The following is a 22773-nucleotide window of genomic DNA, read 5'->3' as shown; positions in this document are numbered from 1 at the left end:
TTGTTAAATAAAAAAAGCAGCTCATCGAGCTGCTTTTTTTATTTAAAATTCTCAAAATTATTTTATTCCAACAAGTTCTATGTCAAAAATAACATTCGCATTAGGTGGAATTGGTCCAGAACCTTGCTCACCCCATCCTAAATATGATGGTATAAATACACGTGCTTTATCACCAACATTCATGTTGAGCATGGCATCTCTAAAGCCAGGAACAACTCTTGCAGTTTCATTGTAGGCATCATCAAATGGTTTGTAACCGCCTTGTTTGTCACGTTGTTCATTGTACACATTATTTTCTTTGGCCACATCTGCCCAACTCGTATCAAACAAACGACCATCTTCAAAATAGCCAGCATAATTAATCAATACACGATCTGCACTACTTGGTTTTTTACCATCTTTATTCTTATTGTGGAAAATCATGACAACTCCAGTATCTAGTTTTTCAACTGGTCCAGGCAAATCACTGTTCTTTTCAATGAAATTTTCAGCAGCAATACTTGCAGATTCTTGAAGCTTTTTGCGGGCCTCTTCTTTAAGTGCTTTTTGTTTTTCTTCTATTTTTGGTAACTCTTCGGTATAAATTTTTGCTGCGTCAAAGGAAGTAGCATCATTACCTTTTCTAATAATATTTAACTTTTCAATAACCACAGGGTCAACAGGTTTGTTATTTCCGGGCGCAACTTTTACATTTGAAATTGTATCTAATACATCTAAACCAATTACGAGTTCTCCAAAAACTGAATGCTTGTTGTCAAGATGTGGTGTTGGGACTTCCGTGATAAAAAATTGACTGCCATTTGTGGCAGGTCCGGAATTGGCCATTGACAAAATACCAGGCTTGTCGTGCTTTAAATCTGGATGAAATTCATCAAGGAATTTATAACCTGGGCCACCAGTACCTGTGCCAGTAGGATCACCACCTTGAATCATGAATTTATCAATTACACGGTGAAAAACGATACTGTCATAGTACGGTTTTCCTTTAAACTGTTCTGAAACATCGGGATGCATACCTTCTGCCAATGCGACAAAATTAGCAACTGTTACAGGAGCTTTGTCATAATAAAGCTTGGCAACCATAGTTCCTTTGTTGGTTACAAATTCAGCATACAATCCATCTTCCAAATCTGGATATTTTTGTTGCTCACAAGAATTTAAGCTCATTAAAAGAGCAAGTACTAAAATTTTCATAGTATGTTTTAAAATGTTCATATTATTTATGTTTGTATTGTGATTGGTACTTATTGAATATCTTTTATATTATGGACAGTAACCTCACATATGAGAGGCACGCTCGTTCCAATTTTATTCTCGTCTCCATAATAGCCATACGCTTTTTGGGAAGGGAATAAAAAAGTAGCTGTCTCACCTGGGCGCATTAGTTTTAAACCTTCACGCAAGCCAGTAAATAGTTCTTGTTTGTCCATAACATAATTTTGTGTTTGTAAGGTTTCTTTCGAGTAAATTACTGAACCATCTATGGCTTTAACATTGTAGTCAAAGTTTACTAAATCACCAAACTTTGGAGTGCTTAGTGAGTCTGCTGCTTTATCATTGAAATAATACCAAAAACCACTTTCAGACGCTATATAATTAATCTCTGGGTTTTTAGACATAAGCTTTTCAAATCGTGCTGTTTCGCGTTCATTCAGCTTAATATTGCGTTCTACAGATTGATCAATAAATGAGCCAGTTGAAGCAGATATAGGTCGTCTTGCTTCTGGAGACTTGCAGGCTGAAAGAAGCAACGAAAAAACTAATATGTATAAAAATTTATTCATTATTTAGGGCATTTTTATAAGCCGGTAAGATACTAATAAATTTATCAATGGTATCTTGTAAATTGAAATCACTTTTACCACCAGCAGCATTGGTATGTCCACCACCATTAAAATGTGCTCGTGCAAATTCATTCACAGAGAAGTTGCCTTTTGAACGGAATGATATTTTTACAATATCCTGTTGTTTATCCTCAATGAATATAGCGGCAAAAATAATATCCTTTAATGACAGGGCATAATTTACAAAACCTTCGGTATCTCCTTTTTTAAAATTGAAAGCATTTAATTCTTCTTGTGATAAGGAAATATAAGCTGTTTTTGATTCTGAAATCACCTTTAAATTAGACAATGCTTTGCCTAATAACTGTAAACGCTCATAACTATTTGTGTCAAAAATTTGATTGTGTATTTCAGAATGATCAGCACCACAATCCATTAAAAAGGCCACAACTCGAAGCGTATCACTTGTAGTTGATGGAAACCTAAAAGAACCGGTGTCTGTCATAATACCTGTATAAAGACAGGTAGCTATATGTTTATCAATCACATTTTTGTCACCCAACATATCTATAAAATGATAAACCATTTCACAGGTAGAACTCATTTTACTATCAGAATAGATGTAAGTGGCATAATCATCAGGTTGTTGATGGTGGTCTATCATGATTTTTATTGCTGAACTGTTCGACAGAGCAGTTTCCATATCGCCAGCCCTATTTAAAGCATTAAAATCTAGCGTAAAAATGATGTCAGCTTCTTTAATTAAGGTATCACAAGATTTAAAATCAGAATCATACTTTAATATTTCCGATTCTTTGGGTAGCCATTTCAGAAAGTCTGGATAATCATTAGGAGCAATAATAGTACAACGGTGCATTTTTAATTCCAAATAAAGCTGTAAGGCCAGAGTAGAGCCCAAGGCGTCACCATCAGGATTTTTATGTGGCACAATCACTATTTTTTTTGGTGATTGTAAAAGTTGCTTAATTGCTTTTAAATCGTCATTTGTCATAGGCAACGAATATACAATTTTTTAATAATGAATTGTATGGGTTTTTTATTTAAAAGTCTTACTTTTGCAGCCAAATTAAAACAAGAAAATGGCAACAAATAGAACATTTACAATGCTTAAGCCAGATGCTGTTGAAAAAGGACACATTGGCGCAATATTAGAAAAAATTAACGCTTCAGGATTCAGAATCGTCGCGATGAAGTTAACGCAAATGACAACTGCTGACGCTAAAGAATTTTATGCAATTCATAAAGAGCGACCATTTTTTGGTGAATTGGTGGAGTATATGACGCGTGGACCAATTGTTGCTGCAATTTTAGAGAAAGAAAATGCAGTAGAAGATTTTAGAACGTTGATAGGTGCTACTAATCCAGCAGAAGCTGCAGAAGGAACCATAAGAAAGTTGTATGCTGCTTCAATTGGTGAAAATGCGGTTCATGGAAGTGATAGTGATGAGAACGCTGCCATTGAAGGTGCTTTTCATTTTTCAGGGCGTGATATGTTCTAAAACAAACATAAATATTAGCATAAAAACCTGTACAATTTGTGCGGGTTTTTTTGTGTCTGAATTTCAGTGTTTTAATCCTCAAAACTAAAATAATAAACTGTTTCTTTTGGTTACGTTCATCCTATAAAATTGCATTTTTGTGACGATAATCTATAAAAACACGACACTCATCTATTTTCTATATTTCTTTAACACTTTTTTTAACAATTTTTCTATTTTTAGAAATGGTTTTTGCTATTAGAACCACAACACATATATTATTTATTTGATTTATTGACAGTTAAAATACATTTTTGAGATTGTAAAAATCTTCAAATTAATAATATATTCCAGATCTACATTTTAAACCTAAATATTACAAATGATTTTTGTGGTAATAATCAAGGGTTTATAATGAACCTGCACAATTAATTTTTAACCAATTTTTAACAATTATGAGAAAAACTAACTTGGAGTCGAGTTATCGACAAAAAAATCAAGAAAGTTGTTGTAGTTTTAGAGGTTTACTCTATTCTAAAGCAACTTTGTTTTTTGCACTTTTGTTACTCCCTGCATTGATTTTCGCGCAAAGTAACAAGCAACAGCAATTAACAGAAAAAGAAGCTAGAAATCAAGCTTATTTAGATGCCAAATATGGCAATAAGGTAGAGCTTGATCAACCTATGGTGTTTCAAAGACAGGCTGTTCAACAAACACCGTTAAGTACTCAATCAGTTTCAACTGAAGCTGAAAGAATACTTCAAAAGGAAGAAATTAGGCTGCAAAATAAAGGCTTATCTGAAATTCAGATTCAAGCTGAAATGAATGCAATTGAAAACCCTGAAAGTATTCCATTGTATTATGCCAGACAAGGTAGTAATGACTGCTCGAACGCTGTTGAGATTGACTGTAATGATGGCGCTATCTCCGGTAGTACATCAGGATTTTCTAACGCAGGTTTTATTAATTGTGGAGGAGGAGCCTCTTTGGGTAACGGTGTTTGGTATGTGATGACTGGTGATAATGCCAATAATGTAATTTCTGTAACAGGAAGTGGTGGTTTTGCACCTAGAGTACATGTGTATTCAGGTTCATGTGGTGCCTTACAATGTCAAGGAGGTGTTGCTGGTCAAGGAACTGGTTCAGCATCTTTTTTCGCTGCTGGAGGTGATACTTATTATTTATATGTTACAGGAGGAGCTACTGCTGTAGGAGCTTATCAAATTGAAGTTACATCATCAAATTGTCAAGCACCAACTGGTGATGGCTTATCTAGCGCAACCGCCTTACCTGTTGGTTGTGGTGATGTAGTATCTGGTGATACAACTGGCTTTGGAAATACTGAAGCAGGTCGTGTGGACTGTAATACTAATTTTAGTACTGGTCAAGTGGGTGTTTGGTACACCATGAATGTAACGTCAGATTTTGTCAATGGCACAGGAGTAGTTCTTGATTTATGCGGCTCTGGATTTGATACTGAAGTAAGTGTTTATTCAGGCGATAATTTAGACTGTGTTGGTTTTAATGATGATTTGTTTTCACAATGTGGTTCTGGGAATGCATCTTACTTTGAGTTTGATGCCCAGCCTAATACAGATTATTATATTTATATAGCAGGTTTTTCTGATTTTAGTAATGGAACAGGTCCTTATGAAATGCAGGTATTATGTGATGGTGTTGCACCACCACCACCGCCTAGCATTCCAGCAAATGATTTATGCGCCGATGCTATAGATTTAGATTGCGGTGAAACTTTAGTTGACCAATCAACTATTTTAGCTACAGGAGGAAGTTCTTCTTCTTGTTTTGGTTCTATTGGTAATGATGTTTGGTATTTGGTTGCAGGTACAGGTTTTAATCTTAATTTAACGGTAAATGCTACTGGAGATGAAGAATTACAGGTTGAAGTTTATGAAGTTATAGATGCCAATTGTGATAACTTTACATTGGGAAGTTGTACGACAGGAGCTGATGGTTTTTCTAACCCGTCAGTTGTTGATTTCCTTTCAGATGAAAATATGGTCTATTATGTAAGAGTTGGTAGCTGGATTAGTTCTTCACCAGATACAACATTTGATATAACACTTACATGTCAAGATCCACCTACACCGCCAGATAATGATAATTGTGAAGATGCTGAAACCATTGTATGTGGTGACACGGTTTCTGGTGATACTTATTTAGCAACTAACGCTGGAGTGCCTTTCTGTGATTCAGATGCGGCTACAAATTCTCCAGGTGTTTGGTATGCGTTTGAAGGTACAGGTGATATAGTCGATTTAGATTTAGAAGGTGTTAATTATGATGCAGTAATTTCGGTTTATACTGGAGGGTGTGATGGATTAACATGTGTTATAGGTGAAAATGGAGATTTCAGCGATGATTCTTCAGTAAGATTCTTATCTGAATCTGGTACTGATTATTTAATTTTTGTATCAGGTTTCTTTGGAGCAGTTGGAGATTTTAATTTAGAAATCTCTTGCCAGCCAGATCCATGTTCAATTGCTATTCCAATTTCATGTGGTGGTTCAGACACTGGTAATATAGGTGGCGAGAATGGTTCTACAGCTGGTCCTGATACATCGGTTAGCTGTGGTACAACACCAGGTCCTAGAGGATATTTTTATGTTCTTGAAGGAGAAGGTCAGTTTGTTAATGTGAGTGCATGTAACTCAACTTTTGATACTAAATTGAATGTTTATTCTGGTTCATGTAATGAATTAGTTTGTGTTACTGGTAATGATGATACATTCGGTGGTCAGTGCGGTAGTACAAGGTCTGCTGTGGATTTCTTTGCTGAAGACGGAGAGACCTATTACATTTGGCTGTCTGGATTTAGCCTGTTTAGTTCAGGTTCTTATGAAATAGTAGTAAGTTGCCAAGATGCGGTAGAAAATGATTTATGTGATGCAGCCGTTGCTTTAAGTTGTGGAACTACACTACAAGGTTCTACAGTATTATCTACTGATAGAGATGCACCAGAATCTGTTTGTGATGGAGCAGGTGATGCTGAAAAAGGAGTATGGTATACTATTGAAGGAACAGGTGGTGATATTATTTTGTCTACTTGTGGAGCAGCAGATTTTGATACAAAAATATTGGTCTTTGCTTCTACAGATGAAGATAACCCATGTGATGATTTAAACTGTATTGCAGGAAATGATGATGCCGTAGGTTGTTCTGGAGGAACGTCAACGGTGCAATTTGCTACTGATAGTGGTGTTACGTATTATGTTTATGTTACCGGATTTGGAACTCAAGTTGGTACATTTGAAATTTCAGTTGAATGTCCATGTTTTACGGCGTCAACAGAATGTGTTACGCTTTATGATGGATATGATCCTACGTCTAGCACTACGTTAACAGGTGTTTTACAAGGTGGTGCTCCAGTTGTTTCTTACAATTGGAATACAGGTGCTACTACACCTTCAATTGATGTATTTGCTGCAGATGGTACTCAACAATATTCTGTGACTATGGTAGATGCTGATGGTTGTTCTTCAACTCAAGAGTTCTTTGTTTATGTTGTTGATATTGATTGTGACCGTGGTAATTCAGATAAAATAGAAATATGTCATAATGGTACAACTATTTGTGTGTCTGTAAATGCTGCGCAAGCACATTTAAATCATGGTGATTCTTTGGGTGCATGTGGTACTGAAAGTTGTGATGAACAATTACCATTTTGTGATGCTAATGTATTAGCACCTGCAGATGGTGAATCAGATGTTTCTATTAGACCATCAATTTCTTGGTCTTCTGCTACAGGTATCGTTGATGGATACTTGTTAAATGTTGAAACTTCTGGTGGTGTAGCAGTAATTGATAGTCAAGATGTAGGGGATGTATTGTCTTTTGATATTGACTTCGATTTAGATTACGAAACTACATATGTTGTAACAGTAACACCATATAATGTGAATGGTTCGGCTTCAGGTTGTTCTTTGTCGAGCTTTACAACTGTTGAAGACCCGCTACCAAATGATGATTGTGATGGGGCAGTTGGATTAACTGTCAATGCTTCAGACAATCCTTGTGCTGTAGTGTATGAAACTGATCATACTGATGCTACAGATAGTAATGCAACCTTTAGTTGTGATACCACTGGAGTTAATTTAGATTCATGGTACACATTTGTTGCTCCAGCTTCAGGTTCAGTTGATGTTGAAGTTACTAATGGTTCTCAATCAGGTACTACTGAAATGGCTTTATTTGACAGCTGTAGCGGTACTCAATTAGCTTGTGCATCTGGTACAGATCAGAGATTTGAAGGCTTAACTGCTGGAACAACTTACACATTAGCTATTTGGTATGATGACTTTAATACAGAAGGTACTTTTACTATCTGTGTGAATGAATACACTCCACCACCAGCAAGAACAGTAACCTGTGGTTCTCCAGAGAATACAGTTTATTGCTATGGTAACAATGATACTACCCAATTCCAGTTTACAAGTGATGATGGTTCGCCATTAGAGGTTGTGTTCAATTCTGGTACTATTGAGAGTTGTTGTGATGACATCATTATATATGATGGTCTTACAACATCAGACCCTGTGCTTTACAGCGGTAATAATGGTGGTGATTTAGCTGGCTTAACAGTTAATGGAACGAGTGATTCAATTATGATTGTAGTTGATTCTGACTTTTCTGTCAGTTGTGGAAGCGGCTCTAGAACCGAGTGGGATTTTGATGTAGATTGTTATGTTCCAGGACCAGAAACTAGTTGTGAGAATTCAACAACCGTAACTGGATTTACATATAGCAACAGTACAACAGAATCTTTTGTTTACACTAGCACTGATGGATCTGCTATTAATGTTGAGTTTACAGGAGGCCGTACTGAAAACAATTTTGATGAATTGATTATTTTGGATACAGATGGTTCGCAATTGTACAATGGATATGGTAATTCTGGTGATTTAACTGGATTGTCATTCCAAGCTAGTGGTGATACTATTACTGTGAGAGTAACTCCGGATAGTTCTGTCAACAGTTCTTTGTCCAACCCTTGGAGTTATGTGGTTTCATGGACATGTACAACTGAAGAAGTATGTGCTGAAACAACAGATGTTACTGGATTTACTTACACTAATAGTACTACAGAATCCTTTGTTTATACAAGTACAGATGGATCTCCAATTAAGGTAGATTTCATAAGTGGACGTACGGAGAATAATTTTGATGAATTGATTATTTTAGATACTGATGGTTCTCAATTGTATAGTGGATATGGTAATTCTGGTGACTTAACAGGCTTATCATTCCAAGCAAGTGGTGACACAATTACTGTAAGAGTAACACCTGATAGTTCCGTAAACAGTTCTACATCAAATCCATGGAGTTATACTGTTTCTTGGGCATGTACAGGAGGTCCAGAACCAGAAGTTTGTGATAACTCTCAAGTTATTACAGGCTATACGTACACAAATAGCACAACAGAATCATTTGTTTACACAAGTACAGACGGTTCTGCTATTAAAGTTGAATTTAATTCTGGACGTACAGAAAATAACTTTGATGAGTTAATCATTTTAGATACTGATGGTACCCAATTATATAATGGTTATGGAGCCAGTGGCGATTTAACTGGATTATCTTTCCAAGCTAGTGGTGATACTATTACAGTAAGAGTAACACCTGACAGCTCTGTAAACAGCTCTATATCTAGCCCTTGGAACTATACTGTTTCTTGGACGTGTAGTGGTGGAGGAGCTCGTGAAGCTGCACCATTAGCTGAAGATTTAGAATGGACTATGTATCCAAACCCATCAAAAGGTCAAGTGAAATTAGACTTAAAAGATTTTGTTAACAATGACATTAATGTTCAGGTAATTGACTTGAGAGGCAATGTTATTTTAAACAGAACGGTTCAAAATTTACAAGATCCTAAATTACAAATAGAACTTAATAATGTACCTTACGGTATGTACCTAGTTCGCGTTCAGTCTAATGACAGCGTATCTACTAAACGATTAATTATTAATAACTAATGGTTTAAGTAATATTAAATAAAAGAAAACCACCAGGAAACTGGTGGTTTTTTTATTGTTATAAACGTTGTGGAGTATGTGTTTTTTAGCGTAAACTTAATTCAGGATATCCATGATAAAGTCATACCAAAAAATTGTTATAAACTACCTTAAAACTAATTTTTTAATAAGCTCTTTTCCTAGGCTCTCATTGAGCATACTAATGATTTTTTGATTCCCATAGCTTAATTCTTCGCGTAACACACTAGAGCTTAATTGTACATATAACACATCACCTTTTAATTGAATATTAGTTGTGTAATTATTAACACCATTACCCATCATGTTTTTCCAAGCATCTTGCACGTTCACAGCATCTAAGCCTTTATCCAGTTTATTAGTTTCAACAAACTCTTTTAAAGCATCAGCTATATTTCGGTATTCTGTGTGTCGTTTTGCCATATAAATTTCCTCCGAAAGCAGGAATCTTTAATTTAGGTTATTTAAATTTATGGGTTTGTAACGTTTATAGTTATAAATCACATTATTCGCGTTGATAATTGTTAGTTGTGTTTCGGTTGCTTTTAAAACTGTTTCTTTCCAATTATCAAATGGTGTTTCATAGTACATATTTATACTGTCATTTTCAAATTTTATAGTAAAACTTTCAGAGTTTTTTGAAGTTTCGAATGTACCATTAAAATTAGGTTTTAATTTTTTTCTTTTACCATTAAGGCTATCATTTATTGAAATAAAATCAATGGTATTGCTAAATTTATAATCTTTTTGCTCACCATTATTTAAAATAACAGATTCTATTTCCCAGTAGCCCTCAAGATGATTTATATAATCAGTTGTATCAGGCTTGCAATCGAATAATAGCAAAAAAGTTAATAGTGTTAAGGCGAATTTATAGTTTGAATATTTCATAAGATTGATGTACTTGTTTTATAGCAGCTTCCGTTCTATCAGCATGTGTATCACTAATAAATAACTGACCAAAGTTTTCATCATCAACCAATTTGATTATTTGTGAAACACGCTGTTCATCTAATTTATCAAAAATATCATCCAATAATAAAATAGGATTTACACCACTTTGTGCTTTTATAAAATCAAACTGTGCCAGTTTTAAGGCAATTAAGAAAGACTTTTGCTGGCCTTGGCTACCAAATTTTTTAATGGGATGATTATCAATATTAAAGAGTAGATCATCTTTGTGAATACCAACGCTTGTGTATTGTAGTGCTTTATCTTTATTGATAACTTCTGATAATAGTTGTCCTAAATTTTTATCAGTTAAATCACTTTCATAAATTAAATTTACTGATTCATTGCCATTGCTTATGGCTTTATAACGATTTTTAAATATGGGTATGAAAATCTCTAAAAAACGAGTCCGTTTCTTATGAATATCATGACCAAATTGATTTAGTTGTTCATTATAAATGAGCAGTGTATCATTGTTGAACGTATTGTTTAGCGCAAAATATTTTAGTAATGAATTGCGTTGTGCCAATACCTTGTTGTATTTAATGAGTGTTTCTAAATAAGCTTTGTCACTCTGCGAAATAACACTGTCAATAAACTTTCTACGTGTTGCACTACCTTCAATAATCAAATCACGGTCGGCTGGTGAAATAATGACCAACGGCAAAAAACCTATATGATCACTAAAACGCTCATAGGCTTTGGCATTGCGTTTAATTACTTTTTTCTGTCCTTTTTTTAAGCTGACAACTATTTTTTCAGTAGCATCATTTTTATCATATTCACCATTGATAACAAAAAAAGATTCATCATGCTTGATATTTTGAATAGCGATAGGATTAAAATAACTTTTCCCAAATGATAAGTGATAAATAGCATCTAATACATTTGTTTTACCCACGCCATTATTTCCAACAAAACAGTTGATTTTTTCATTAAAATCAAACGAACGATTTTCAAAATTTTTATAATTGAGTAAGGCTAATGACTTTAGAATCATAAAAAAGCGACGTATTAATAATTTTTGTGTTTTTTTCGCTAAAGGATGTGCAAATTATTGAAAAATAACAAATAAATACCCTTTTAAATCTAAAGAAAAATTATATTTTTGCGGCGCATTAATTTACAATATATGGCAACGTACAAGAAGAGAGGATATAAACCAAAGACGAAAGAAGAAAAGGAGCACAATATTGAGGATAACTCAACAACAGCTGAAGTATTTAATACCCTAGATGAAACGGCATCAAAAACCGAAGATTGGGTAATAGCAAATCAAAAGTATATTTTTGTTATTATCGGAGTTGTCGCAGCCGTAGTTTTGGGATATCTTGGTTACAATGAATTTATAGCGAAGCCTAAACAAAGTGAGGCCATGAATGATATGTTCCAAGCTCAAAAGTACTATGACCAAGCAGTTACTTCAACCACTGCAAAAGATTCGCTTTTTAATTTAGCATTAAATGGTGGTGAAGGAAAGTATGGCATGTTAGATATTGCTTCAGAATATAGTGGCTCAAAGGCTGCTGATATGGCTAATTACTATGCAGGAATGGCTTATTTAAATATGAAAGATTATAAAAATGCTGTAACATATTTAAGTGAGTTTTCAGGAGAGGATGAAATTTTGGCACCAATGGCAAAAGGTGGAATTGGTGATGCTTTCGTTCAACTGAATCAAGAAGAGGATGCATTAGGCTATTATGAAGAGGCTGCTAGCATGCGTAGCAATGATTTCACAACACCATTATATTTGTATAAAGCAGGTATTGTTGCTATGGAATTGGGTAAGACTGATAAAGCTTTAAAGCACTTTGAAAATATTAAGGAGAATTATCCCGAGTCAACAGAGGCTGCCAATATTGATGTTTTTATAGGTAAAACAAGAGCATTAGCAAATAAATAATTAGCCAAATACTATAAAGTACTATGGCAACGGAAAATAAAAATTTATCTGATTACGATAAAGCTTCAATCCCAAATGCGAAAAATTTTCGGTTTGGGATTGTTGTTTCAGAATGGAATGATACCATAACTGAAGGCCTTTACAATGGCGCCTATAACGCATTAATTGAAAATCAAGTAGGTCAGGAAAATATCCTGCGTTGGAACGTGCCTGGCAGCTACGAATTAATTTTTGGTTGTAAGAAAATGCAGGAGCAACAGGTTGATGCTGTGATTGCTATAGGTAGCGTGATTCAAGGAGAAACAAAGCATTTTGATTTTGTTTGTGATGCCGTTTCACAAGGTATCAAAGATTTAAATATTCTTCATAATACACCTGTAATATTCTGTGTGCTTACTGATAATACTATGCAGCAAGCCATTGATCGTTCAGGCGGTAAACACGGTAATAAAGGTACAGAGGCTGCTATTGCTGCGATTAAAATGGCTCATTTGAATACGATAAGCTAAACTTGAAAACTTAAAGTTCAATAGCGCTTTAACTTCTACTTGTTAACAATTTTTGGGACTATTACTTTAGTATTTCTTTGTAAATTCTGTATTTTTGAATTTATCTCTTAACAGTAGGTGCTTTGGCAAAATCAAATAGAAATTTTAATTACAAACCGAGATTTCAAGATGATGCGGCTAAAGATAATAATGCCAATATTAAGACAGAATGGCAAAACTTAAAGCACTCTAGGTCAAGAAAAAAGAGTTTTTTAAGCTCACCGCTTTTTTTGGTCTTGTTTTTGATTACAGTACTGATAATTATGTATGTTTTAAGTCAATATGAATAAGTAAATTATGGGTTTTTTTAAGACAAGAAAAAATAAAAAATTCAGCTATACGCCAAGACACTACAAAGGTGAAGGAAATCCGTATGAAATAAAACATAAGTTTGATGATTTTAGAACAACGGTTGGAAGTAATAAAGGTCTGAAAACGAAATTTATTTCGGCATGGGACGATTATCGAAATAATGCCGATAAAAATGCCGATAAACGTGTTTTAATTATTGTTTCCATATTAGTTCTCATTTTCCTGTTTATAATTGGTTTTGATTTGTCAATTTTCTTTTCTAAAAGCTAATGGCAGATATCATACAGTTACTTCCTGACCATGTAGCCAATCAAATAGCAGCTGGAGAAGTGGTGCAAAGACCAGCTTCGGTAGTAAAAGAATTACTTGAAAATGCTATTGACGCAAATGCTACTATCATAAAATTATTAATTAAAGATGCTGGTAAAACATTGGTTCAGGTTATAGATAATGGTGTGGGTATGAGCGTTACAGATGCGCGCTTGAGTTTTGAGAGACACGCTACATCCAAAATACGATCAGCTGACGATCTCTTCCAATTGCATACCAAAGGATTTCGTGGTGAGGCATTGGCTAGTATTGCGGCCATTGCACATGTAGAATTGAAATCAAAGCAAGAACATGATGATGTTGGCACACAAATAGTCATTGAAGGAAGTGAAGTGACATCTCAAGAAGTGATAGTTACACCAAAAGGAACATCAATTGCTGTTAAAAATTTATTCTTCAACATTCCAGCTAGACGTAATTTTTTAAAGTCAAATCCTGTTGAGTTAAGACATATTATTGATGAGTTTCATCGTGTAGCTTTAGCTCATCCCAATATTGATTTTGTGATGTATCATAATGGGAGTGAGGTTTTTAACTTGCCAGAGTGTAATTACAGACAACGTATTGTCAATATTTTTGGAAGCAAGACCAATGAGAAATTGGTTCCTGTGAATGAAGAAACCGAAGTTCTCAAAGTGTCAGGATTTGTGGGTAAGCCAGAGTATGCCAAAAAAACAAGAGGTGAGCAATTTTTCTTTGTAAATCAACGATTTATAAAAAGTGCTTATTTAAACCATGCTATCAATGCTGCTTTTGAAGGTTTATTGAAAGATGGTACACATGCCAGTTACTTTTTAAATTTAGAAGTTAATCCACAAACTATAGATATCAACATTCATCCAACAAAGACAGAGATCAAGTTTGATGATGAGCAAACACTTTATGCTATTTTACGAGCATCGGTAAAACACAGTTTAGGGCAGTTTAGTATTGCACCTGTTTTGGATTTTGATAGAGATTCAAATCTAGATACGCCTTATAATTATAAAGATAAAAATGCATCGTTTCCAACCGTAGAAGTAGATAGCACTTTCAATCCTTTTAAAGAAGAAAAAACAATGAGGTCTGGCGTAAAAACCGCATTTAGAAAAGAACCTGTTGCCAGTTGGGAGAGTTTGTATGTTGGTTTGGAATCAAAAGGTACCAAGTCTCCAAATGATTTTAGTGAATTGCAGTTTGAAAGTGAAGAACAAACAAGTGATATGTTTAGTGATGACAAGGATGCTGAAGCCATTCAAAATACCTATCAACTGCACAATAAGTACATTATTAGTAATATAAAATCTGGGATGTTAATGATTAATCAACATCGTGCGCACCAACGTGTATTGTATGAAGATTTTTTAAAGCAAATTACAATCAAAGAAAGTGTTAGCCAACAGTTGTTGTTTCCTGTTGAAGCACATTTTTCTCCAGAAGAGGTTGAAATAATAAAAGACGTTAGAGACGATTTAGAGCATACAGGGTTTGTATTTTCTAATTTCACCAAAGACGTAATTGAAATAACGGGTGTGCCAATTAATGTTCCAGCTAGTGAAGTGTCTTTGATTTTTGAACAATTAATTGCTGATATTCAAAACGAAGTTCCAGAAAGTAATTTTAGTGCTACAGATTTATTGGCTAAATCCATGGCTAAAAGTTTAGCTATTAAAATTGGGCAATCATTAACAGCAAAAGAACAAGACCACTTGGTGAATAGTTTGTTTGGATGTAAAGAGCCAAATATTTCACCGGCTAATAAACCAACGTTCATAACCTTGAGTATGGATGAGCTAGATAGAAAATTTATATAAGCGAAACTTATGTTGAATAATATTACAGATACCGTCAAACACTTAATAATCATCAATGTGATTATGTTCATTGGTACGCTTGCAATAGGAGGCGCTGCTTTTGGTGAAAATACGGTTTTCTATGATTGGTTTGCATTACATTTTCCTAAAAACCCTGCTTTTAAGCCTTGGCAGATTATAACACATATGTTCATGCATGGCGGTTTTATGCATATTTTCTTTAATATGTTTGCACTTTGGATGTTTGGGACTGCTGTAGAGCAACGTTTTGGAAGTAAAAAGTTTTTGTTTTTCTATATTTCATCTGGATTGGGAGCAGCTTTGCTTATGATTGGATACTACTTTTTTCAATTTTATTCAGGATTAAATATTTTAAATGCAGCAGGTTTTGATCAAACACAGACATTAGAAACACTAAAGTCTGGCTATGCTATGTACGATAGAAGGTGGTCTGAATTTCTGACTGAAGATAAATTAAAAACTTTTATTACTGTCTTTAATGGTACAATGGTTGGTGCATCAGGAGCTATAATGGGTGTGCTAGTTGCATTTGGTATGATGTATCCTGAATCTAAACTGATGCTTATATTCTTACCAGTTCCCATTAAAGCCAAATATTTTATACCAGGAATTATTGCTTTAGATTTAATTTCTGCCATAACTGGTCAGTCATTTTTTAGTCCAAGTAATACAGCTTATGTAGCACATTTAGGAGGTGCTTTAACAGGATTCTTAATCATGTTGTATTGGAAAAAGACACAGTTTAATAAAAACCGTTGGGATAGGTAATGACAAGTTTGAACTACGATATAAAAGATAAATTGCAGCGACTTAATGTTTTTGAAAAACTTATAGTAGTCAACTTTGCTCTGTTTGTCATTGGTTTGTTATTGAAAAATATTTTCCATTTTGGATTTGAATGGTTTGAACTACCTAGTGATTTCAATGATTTCATTTTAAAACCATGGAGTATTATTACCTATGCTTTTATTCACTATGACTTTTGGCACTTTCTATTCAATATGGTTTGGTTATACTTTATTGGAGGGATGTTTTCTAATATGTTCAGCGTTAAAATGGGCTTAAATGTCTATTTTCTAGGGACTATTTTTGGAGGTCTCTTGTTTTTACTGGGTTACAATTTATTTCCTGATATTTTTCAAACCAGTCCACGTCTGGTTGGAGCATCAGCAGCTATTAGAGCGTTGTTGATTTTTCTTTGTGCCTATATGCCTACAATGGAGGTGCGTTTTTTTACCTTCAACATTAAGCTATGGTATATTGGTGCTGTGATTGTGGTTTTTGATGTTTTGGGAGTTATGGCTGGTATCAGCGATCCTATTTATGGGAATGCTGGTGGAAACCTTGCCCATTTGGGAGGTGCAGCTTTAGGATATGTTTATGCCAAGCAACTTGTAAAAGGAAACGATATTGGTAAGGGGTTTGAAAAAATGATGGATCGTATTGCTAGTCTATTTAAATCAAGTGGCAAATCTCCCTTAAAAACAGTTCATAAAAAGAAGTCAGATAAAGTGGCTGGTTATACTAAAGCAGAATTTAATGAGTTTAATAAACAGAAAAAAATAGACCTCATACTTGATAAAATTAGTAAGAGTGGCTACGACAGTCTGACAAAAGAGGAAAAGGAGTTTTTGTTTAAGGCAGGAAAATAATCATGAAAAACCTAAAGTTAATAGACAAAATAATCTACCTAATTAATGGTCTATTAGCTTTTATGCTGTTGCTTTCATACGCGCTTACTTATGTGCCACCAAAATCATTTGCACTCTTATCTGTGTTAAGTTTAGGCGTTCCGTTTTTAATACTTGTTAATGTTTTATTTCTGTTATATTGGTTAATTAAGCTGAAGAAACAATTGATTTTACCACTGACGGTTTTAGCTATTGGTTACTTTAGTTTTGGTTCGCTTTACAAGTTTTCTTCTAATGAATTTGTATCGCATGATGATAAACTTGATGTGATGAATTTTAACGTTAGGTTATTTAACCTATATGATTGGATACCTGAAAAGCATGTCGAAAATACTATTGTTGATTTCATTAAGTTAAAAGCACCTGATGTTTTAAGTATCCAAGAATACCATCCTCACAAAAATATTGATTTATCATTTTTCAAGTATAAATTTGAAAAACTTTCAGGTAATAAAGTAAAGAACGGACAGGCTATTTTTTCACAGTATCCTATTGTTAATTCAGGTTCTATAGAATTTCCAAACACTTCCAATAATGCTATTTTTGTTGACATTGTAAAGGCTTCAGATACTTTGCGAATTTATAATATCCACTTACAATCTATGAAGATTGATGCCAATGCCGAATTGAAGCAAGAAGATTCTGAACGCCTTTTAAAACGTGTTGAGAAAACATTTGAAATGCAACAAGAACAAACAGAATTATTTTTGAAACACAAGATCCAATGTCCATACAAAATGATAATCTGTGGTGATTTTAATAATACGGCTTTCTCTTACGTGTATAAAGAAGTACGAGGTGATTTAAACGATGCTTTTAAGGAAGCTGGAAATGGATTTGGTAGAACCTATGAGTTTAAGTTTTTTCCTGTACGGATAGATTACATTTTTTCTGACCCAGAAATTGAAATCACAAGTTTTAAGACCTACGACAATAAGTTGTCTGACCACTATCCAATAATGGCTCGTTTTAAATTACATTAACCAGCAATCCACATAATCTGCTAGTATGTGAATAATCAATCCCAAACCAATTATTCTCGTACGTCTAGGTATTATTAAAATAATATAAGCAACTATAGCATAATAAGTATGCAACGGATGAAAATTGATGCTGCATCTGTTTGAATCAAAGATTGGACTAGCAATCAGATGATCTAAATCAATGAGCATGCATGCTAGCATGATTATATATACTTTTTTCCATTGTTTAGGATAAATAAAAAGTGCAACGAGCAATGGCAGAATAAAATGAATACCATAATGCCATGTAGTTCTAATCATGACAATTTAGACTTTGTGATTCTAGGTAAGAAATAGCATTTGGACCTTCATTGAACAATAAATCCAGAATACTTAAATTTTCAATAAACCCGTGTTTTTCACTAAATACCTGTATATATTTTTCAAAGCCGAAAGGTTTTTCGCGCTTGGCATTAACGAGTTGTCGATAATCAACTTTATCTGGTGGTTGATGTATATATTCTAACGATTTCTCTACGGACAAATCCAATTGTAAACACGTGCAAATGGTATTAAAACAAAGTGTGTTGAAATCATATAAGTTTTCAAATGGCGTTTCAAATAGGAATTTTAAATCATCTTCGTAAAACTCAAAGAAAGGCGACGTTCTATACGCAGACTCCAAAGATTTCCAGTGGTTTCGTTGCCAGTTTTCAGTATTCTGAATCTTGACATTTCGGTATTTTTGACGTTGCTTTTGCGTATGAATTACTGGAACATTAAGTGACAGCTTGCCATTAGCGCCATAAACATAACAACGATTTCTATAGGTTTGCTTTTGGAAATTATCATCCCATTCAATGGTTATGGAATCAGCCTGAAGCATTGCCACAAAATGAGCTATGTTAGGAAAATATGTAGAATGAATCAATATATTACTCATAGCCATATTTCCAATTTAACACAGGATTAAATTGATTAAGATTTTGCTTTTTTACGCTTGCGAAATTGATTAAAACCAAACCAAATAGCCAACAAGACTAGAAATGGAATAAAGAAAGATATCGGTTTGCCACTACCATTAACAGTCGTAAACAAACGTTCCCAACGTATTTTTTCTTTAATGCCGTTTCCGTTGGTGTTCCAGCTCATCCAAATAAATACAGGTTTCCCTACAACATGGTCAAAAGGCGTAAAACCCCAAGATCGTGCATCTAATGAGTTATGGCGATTGTCTCCCATCATCCAATAATAATCTTTTTTAAAGGTATAGGTGGAGGCTAATTCACCATTCACAAAAACCTGATTACCTTTTACTTGAACTGTGTTGTTTTCATAATCAGTAATAATACGTTCATAAAGCGGTAAAACCTCTAAATTAAGATCAATGGTTGCGCCAGCTTTAGGGATATATAACGGACCGAAATTATCATTGTTCCAATCGTAATTGGCATTATGAGGGAAAATACCACTATCTCTTGTTTTAGAATTGTTTTTTACAACCGATATAACATTCGGGTCATTTTTTATAGTATTTGCCAATTCTAAAGTAGCGTTGGCACTTATTTTATTGCTTACATAATTGAATTTAAGTCTATCAAAAGCCGTTCGACTCATTTGCCCTGTTACATGTACAATGGTACTATCCTTGTAAACAATTTCTAAATGCGTGTTGTTTTTAGATAAGAAATCTTGTACGCGTTTGTCATCCCAGACATTCGTTGGAAGAGAAAAAACTTGGGCTAATTCGGTAATACCGTATTTATCTAAAAAATTCTGGCTTATCTCAGACTTGGTTTCAACAGTATGGAAAAACTGTAACTTGGCTCTATCTGGCAATACATTCTGTTTACCATTAATATAAACGAAACCATCCTTTATTTCTAAAGAGTCGCCTGGCAATCCAACACAACGTTTTACATAGTTGGTTTTTTTGTCAATAGGCTTTAAATACTTTCTATCCGGATTGTTTACAGCCATGCTATATGATGAATCTGCGGGCCAGTTGAAAACCACAATATCATTGTGCTTTATATTTTGAAACCCAGGAATTCTTAAATAGGGAAGAGAAAGCTTATTTACAAAAGCATCTTTATCATTGTCATTGTATAAATACGATTTCTTTTTAAGCACTGGAATGGTATCATGAACCATAGGAGCTGCAACCGTTGTCATTGGTACTCGAGCACCATAGTGAAACTTGCTCACAAATAAGAAATCGCCAACGAGTAAAGATTTTTCTAAGGAAGAGGTTGGAATGGTGTAAGGTTGAATAAAATAGGTGTGAACAATAGTAGCGGCTACAATAGCAAATAATATAGAACTTACCCAATCACCTAAACCAGTTTTAGGATGTAAGTCTCTATCTTCTTTGTAATCTAAATCAAGTGCATAATTAAGGTAGTAATTATAAAAACCAAAAGAGATAATGGCTAAAAAAGTATCTAAAGATGAATTTTTGCCAAAGCTTCTAGCCGTTTCAACCCAAACTACAGGAAACATAATAAGGTTAACTATGGGAAGAAATAATAAAATAACCCAATACCAAGGTCTGTTAATTATTTTCATTAAAATCACAGCATTGTAAACAGGAACAAATGCTTCCCAGGCTTGTCTGCCAGCTTTAATGTATAATTTCCAGGTTCCTAATCCGTGTATAAGTTGAATTACTAGAAATACAAAAAATAATTGCGTAAGTGTCATATCTTATTTTTTTCTGTCTTAATTAGTGGTTCAAAATTCTAATTCGTTACCACAAGATTTTATCTTAACCAATATTTAACACATCTTTCATGGTATAAACACCAGTCTTGCCCAAAAGCCATTCAGCAGCAATAACTGCCCCTAATGCAAAACCTTCTCGATTGTGTGCTTCGTGTTCAATTTTAATACTATCAGTCTCGCTCTTATAATTAACAATATGCGTTCCAGGTATGTTTTCAATGCGCTTGGCTTTTATAGAAAGAGCATCTTCTCTGTTTTCATCAAGTGACCAATTACTATATCGTCCTTGTTTGTTAATTATCGATTCGGCAAGGGTAATGGCTGTGCCACTTGGAGCATCAAGCTTTTGAGTGTGATGAATTTCTTCCATGGAAACATGATATTGTTCCAGACCATTCATAAGTTTGGCCAAATGACTGTTCAATTCAAAAAATATGTTGACACCCAGACTAAAATTAGATGCATAAATAAAAGCGCCATTTTCATCTTTACAAATTTCAATAGCTTTATCATAATTATGCAACCAACCAGTAGTTCCTGAAATTACGGGAATTTGATGCTTAAAACAGTTTACTATATTAAAAAAAGCTGCAGTTGGAACGCTAAAATCAATAGCAATATCGGCATCAGTAATGTCGTAGCCATCTTCTTCTGACGTTTTTATGACTATTTCATGACCTCTATTTATGGCTACTTGCTCAATGATTTTGCCCATTTTCCCATATCCTAATAATGCAATTTTCATAAACTAAAATTTAAAATTTACGGTTAAACCTAAATCACCAGTGTTATCAAATTCATTGATTTTATAATGGGGCTTAAAGGATAAATTTTCATCAACATTATATTGAAGTAAATGTGCGTCAACGTTGGCATCTATGATATTTAAGGCATAAATACCAATGGTTACTAAAAGTGAAATTTCTTTATTTCGGCGAAGGGTTTTTTGAGCCTCGCGTAAACCATCATCTGTTACGGTTCCGAAAAATTCGTCATCCTCAAAACCGGCTAATCGTCGTTTATAAGCATCTCGGTAGCGATTGTATTCCTTATCATTATCCAAATAAAAATACATGCCAATTCCCAATCCAGCATAAACAATGGGTATTTTCCAATATTTTTTATTGTAAGCTTGCCCTAATCCAGGTAATACAGCAGAATAAAATGCAGCACGTGCAGGTGACAGCGGATCTATAGGGTCACTGATGACTGTTTTTGCTTCAACATTTAGCTTTTCAGTTTCAGTTAATGCTTTTTTGTCTTCCTTTTCATCATCCTCTTGGGCAAAAGATGTGATAACAAAGCCAAAAATTAATAAAAGCGCTATTGAGAATTTATTTAGCACGCTTAATCAATTTAATTATTCTATTGAAATCTTCTTCGGAATGAAAAGGAATGCTAATATTGCCTTTGCCATTTTTTGAAACTTTCACATCAATTTTATGACCAAAATAGTCAGAAAAATCCTTAACACCTTTTTTGATGTATTTAGGAAGTTCAGGTTTTTGTTTTTGTGAAGTTTTTGAAGGCTTGTCTGATTGAAAATTTCTTACCAAAGCTTCCGTTTCACGAACAGATAATTTATTCGTGATAATTTGTTCATAGATATCCAATTGCAAACTTTGGTCGTCAATATTGATAATAGCTCGACCGTGTCCCATGCTTATAAAACCATCACGCATGCCTGTTTGAATAATAGGATCCAGTTTTAATAATCTCAAATAATTGGCAATAGTCGAACGTTTTTTACCAACGCGTTCGCTCATTTGCTCCTGTGTAAGATTAATTTCATCAATTAAACGTTGATAAGAAAGCGCAATTTCTATAGGGTCTAAATCCTGACGTTGAATGTTCTCAACCAAGGCCATTTCAAGCGATTCCTGGTCGTTGGCAATGCGAATATAAGCCGGAATAGTTTCCAGACCAATAGATTTTGATGCTCTAAAGCGACGTTCACCAGAAACCAATTGGTATTTATTGAAATTTAATTTTCTAACCGTAATAGGCTGAATGACGCCTAGTTCTTTAATAGAAGACGCTAATTCACGAAGTGATTCTTCATTGAAGTTGGTACGTGGTTGAAACGGATTTATTTCAATAGCGTTGACATCCAATTCAACTATATTTCCTATGACTTTGTCTGCGTTTTTATCTTTGGCTGAAGCAATATCATTTGAAGGATCTTTCAGTAATGCCGATAATCCTCTACCTAAAGCTTGTTTCTTGGTTGCCTTCGCCATA

At 34.2% G+C, this 22773-nt stretch carries 21 protein-coding genes; 9 read left to right on the top strand and 12 right to left on the bottom strand.

The window, feature by feature from the left end; all coding sequences use genetic code 11:
- Nucleotides 1-57: 57 nt before the first annotated feature.
- Genes C1S72_RS03345 through C1S72_RS03335 form a run of 3 tightly spaced genes read right to left on the bottom strand, consistent with a single transcriptional unit; the run spans nt 58 to nt 2796 of the window.
- Complete coding sequence (locus tag C1S72_RS03345; RefSeq protein WP_230401568.1) at nt 58-1215, bottom strand: peptidylprolyl isomerase; 1158 nt, start codon at nt 1213-1215, stop codon at nt 58-60.
- Between the two features lie 29 nt (nt 1216-1244).
- Entirely contained in the window at nt 1245-1784 is a 540-nt protein-coding gene (gene gldI / locus C1S72_RS03340) for a gliding motility-associated peptidyl-prolyl isomerase GldI (RefSeq protein WP_104734249.1), read from the bottom strand.
- A complete protein-coding gene (locus C1S72_RS03335) occupies nt 1777-2796 on the bottom strand; it encodes a DHH family phosphoesterase (protein WP_104734248.1) in 1020 nt (339 codons plus the stop codon). Before C1S72_RS03335 ends, gldI begins: the two co-directional genes overlap by 8 nt.
- 88 nt (nt 2797-2884) lie before the next feature.
- Between C1S72_RS03335 and C1S72_RS03330 the strand changes: the two genes are divergently transcribed.
- Nucleotides 2885-3304 (top strand): nucleoside-diphosphate kinase, encoded by a 420-nt coding sequence (locus C1S72_RS03330; protein WP_104734247.1) that lies wholly within the window; start codon nt 2885-2887, stop codon nt 3302-3304.
- A gap of 434 nt (nt 3305-3738) precedes the next feature.
- Entirely contained in the window at nt 3739-9276 is a 5538-nt protein-coding gene (locus C1S72_RS03325; RefSeq protein ID WP_104734246.1) for a T9SS type A sorting domain-containing protein, read from the top strand.
- A gap of 144 nt (nt 9277-9420) precedes the next feature.
- On the opposite strand, the gene C1S72_RS03320 is transcribed toward C1S72_RS03325, so the two are convergent.
- From C1S72_RS03320 to recF, 3 genes are read right to left on the bottom strand one after another with little or no spacing between them, the layout of a single operon-like run.
- On the bottom strand, nt 9421-9717 hold the full coding sequence (locus C1S72_RS03320; protein WP_104734245.1) for a DUF721 domain-containing protein: 297 nt from the start codon (nt 9715-9717) through the stop codon (nt 9421-9423).
- A gap of 27 nt (nt 9718-9744) precedes the next feature.
- The gene (locus C1S72_RS03315; protein WP_104734244.1) at nt 9745-10185 is read right to left on the bottom strand and encodes a hypothetical protein; all 441 of its coding nucleotides are present in this window, start codon (nt 10183-10185) and stop codon (nt 9745-9747) included.
- Nucleotides 10166-11245: a DNA replication/repair protein RecF gene (gene recF, locus C1S72_RS03310; protein WP_104734243.1), complete on the bottom strand. Its 1080-nt coding sequence runs from the start codon at nt 11243-11245 to the stop codon at nt 10166-10168. The genes C1S72_RS03315 and recF overlap by 20 nt, the downstream gene beginning before the upstream one ends.
- A gap of 132 nt (nt 11246-11377) precedes the next feature.
- Between recF and C1S72_RS03305 the strand changes: the two genes are divergently transcribed.
- From C1S72_RS03305 to C1S72_RS03270, 7 genes are all read left to right on the top strand, one after another.
- Complete coding sequence (locus C1S72_RS03305; RefSeq protein WP_104734242.1) at nt 11378-12151, top strand: tetratricopeptide repeat protein; 774 nt, start codon at nt 11378-11380, stop codon at nt 12149-12151.
- A 23-nt stretch (nt 12152-12174) separates the two neighbouring features.
- A complete protein-coding gene (ribH, locus tag C1S72_RS03300) occupies nt 12175-12660 on the top strand; it encodes a 6,7-dimethyl-8-ribityllumazine synthase (RefSeq protein WP_104734241.1) in 486 nt (161 codons plus the stop codon).
- A gap of 336 nt (nt 12661-12996) precedes the next feature.
- A complete protein-coding gene (locus C1S72_RS03290; RefSeq protein ID WP_104734239.1) occupies nt 12997-13281 on the top strand; it encodes a riboflavin synthase subunit beta in 285 nt (94 codons plus the stop codon).
- The gene (gene mutL / locus C1S72_RS03285; RefSeq protein WP_104734238.1) at nt 13281-15134 is read left to right on the top strand and encodes a DNA mismatch repair endonuclease MutL; all 1854 of its coding nucleotides are present in this window, start codon (nt 13281-13283) and stop codon (nt 15132-15134) included. The genes C1S72_RS03290 and mutL overlap by 1 nt, the downstream gene beginning before the upstream one ends.
- 12 nt (nt 15135-15146) lie before the next feature.
- Nucleotides 15147-15923 carry a rhomboid family intramembrane serine protease gene (locus tag C1S72_RS03280; protein ID WP_104735769.1) on the top strand — a complete coding sequence of 259 codons (777 nt, stop codon included), beginning with the start codon at nt 15147-15149 and terminating at the stop codon, nt 15921-15923.
- Nucleotides 15923-16807 carry a rhomboid family protein gene (locus tag C1S72_RS03275; RefSeq protein WP_104734237.1) on the top strand — a complete coding sequence of 295 codons (885 nt, stop codon included), beginning with the start codon at nt 15923-15925 and terminating at the stop codon, nt 16805-16807. Before C1S72_RS03280 ends, C1S72_RS03275 begins: the two co-directional genes overlap by 1 nt.
- Nucleotides 16808-16809: 2 nt before the next feature.
- Nucleotides 16810-17829, top strand: coding sequence for an endonuclease/exonuclease/phosphatase family protein (locus C1S72_RS03270; RefSeq protein WP_104734236.1), 1020 nt, complete (start codon nt 16810-16812; stop codon nt 17827-17829).
- Here the strand turns inward: C1S72_RS03270 and C1S72_RS03265 are convergent.
- From C1S72_RS03265 to C1S72_RS03240, 6 genes are all read right to left on the bottom strand, one after another.
- On the bottom strand, nt 17821-18129 hold the full coding sequence (locus C1S72_RS03265; RefSeq protein ID WP_104734235.1) for a DUF6122 family protein: 309 nt from the start codon (nt 18127-18129) through the stop codon (nt 17821-17823). The two genes, C1S72_RS03270 and C1S72_RS03265, sit on opposite strands and share 9 nt — an antisense overlap.
- On the bottom strand, nt 18122-18751 hold the full coding sequence (locus C1S72_RS03260) for a WbqC family protein (RefSeq protein WP_104735768.1): 630 nt from the start codon (nt 18749-18751) through the stop codon (nt 18122-18124). The genes C1S72_RS03265 and C1S72_RS03260 overlap by 8 nt, the downstream gene beginning before the upstream one ends.
- Before the next feature lie 35 nt (nt 18752-18786).
- Complete coding sequence (gene lepB, locus C1S72_RS03255; RefSeq protein WP_104734234.1) at nt 18787-20511, bottom strand: signal peptidase I; 1725 nt, start codon at nt 20509-20511, stop codon at nt 18787-18789.
- A 64-nt stretch (nt 20512-20575) separates the two neighbouring features.
- Nucleotides 20576-21277: a 4-hydroxy-tetrahydrodipicolinate reductase gene (gene dapB / locus C1S72_RS03250; RefSeq protein WP_104734233.1), complete on the bottom strand. Its 702-nt coding sequence runs from the start codon at nt 21275-21277 to the stop codon at nt 20576-20578.
- Nucleotides 21278-21280: 3 nt separating this feature from the next.
- On the bottom strand, nt 21281-21877 hold the full coding sequence (locus tag C1S72_RS03245; protein ID WP_104734232.1) for a DUF5683 domain-containing protein: 597 nt from the start codon (nt 21875-21877) through the stop codon (nt 21281-21283).
- Nucleotides 21867-22772 (bottom strand): ParB/RepB/Spo0J family partition protein, encoded by a 906-nt coding sequence (locus C1S72_RS03240; protein WP_104734231.1) that lies wholly within the window; start codon nt 22770-22772, stop codon nt 21867-21869. The genes C1S72_RS03245 and C1S72_RS03240 overlap by 11 nt, the downstream gene beginning before the upstream one ends.
- Nucleotide 22773 lies beyond the last annotated feature (1 nt).

This window comes from Hanstruepera ponticola (genome assembly GCF_002940745.1).
GTDB classification, from domain to species: Bacteria; Bacteroidota; Bacteroidia; order Flavobacteriales; family Flavobacteriaceae; genus Hanstruepera; species Hanstruepera ponticola.
This window is presented reverse-complemented; position numbering and strand designations above follow the sequence as displayed.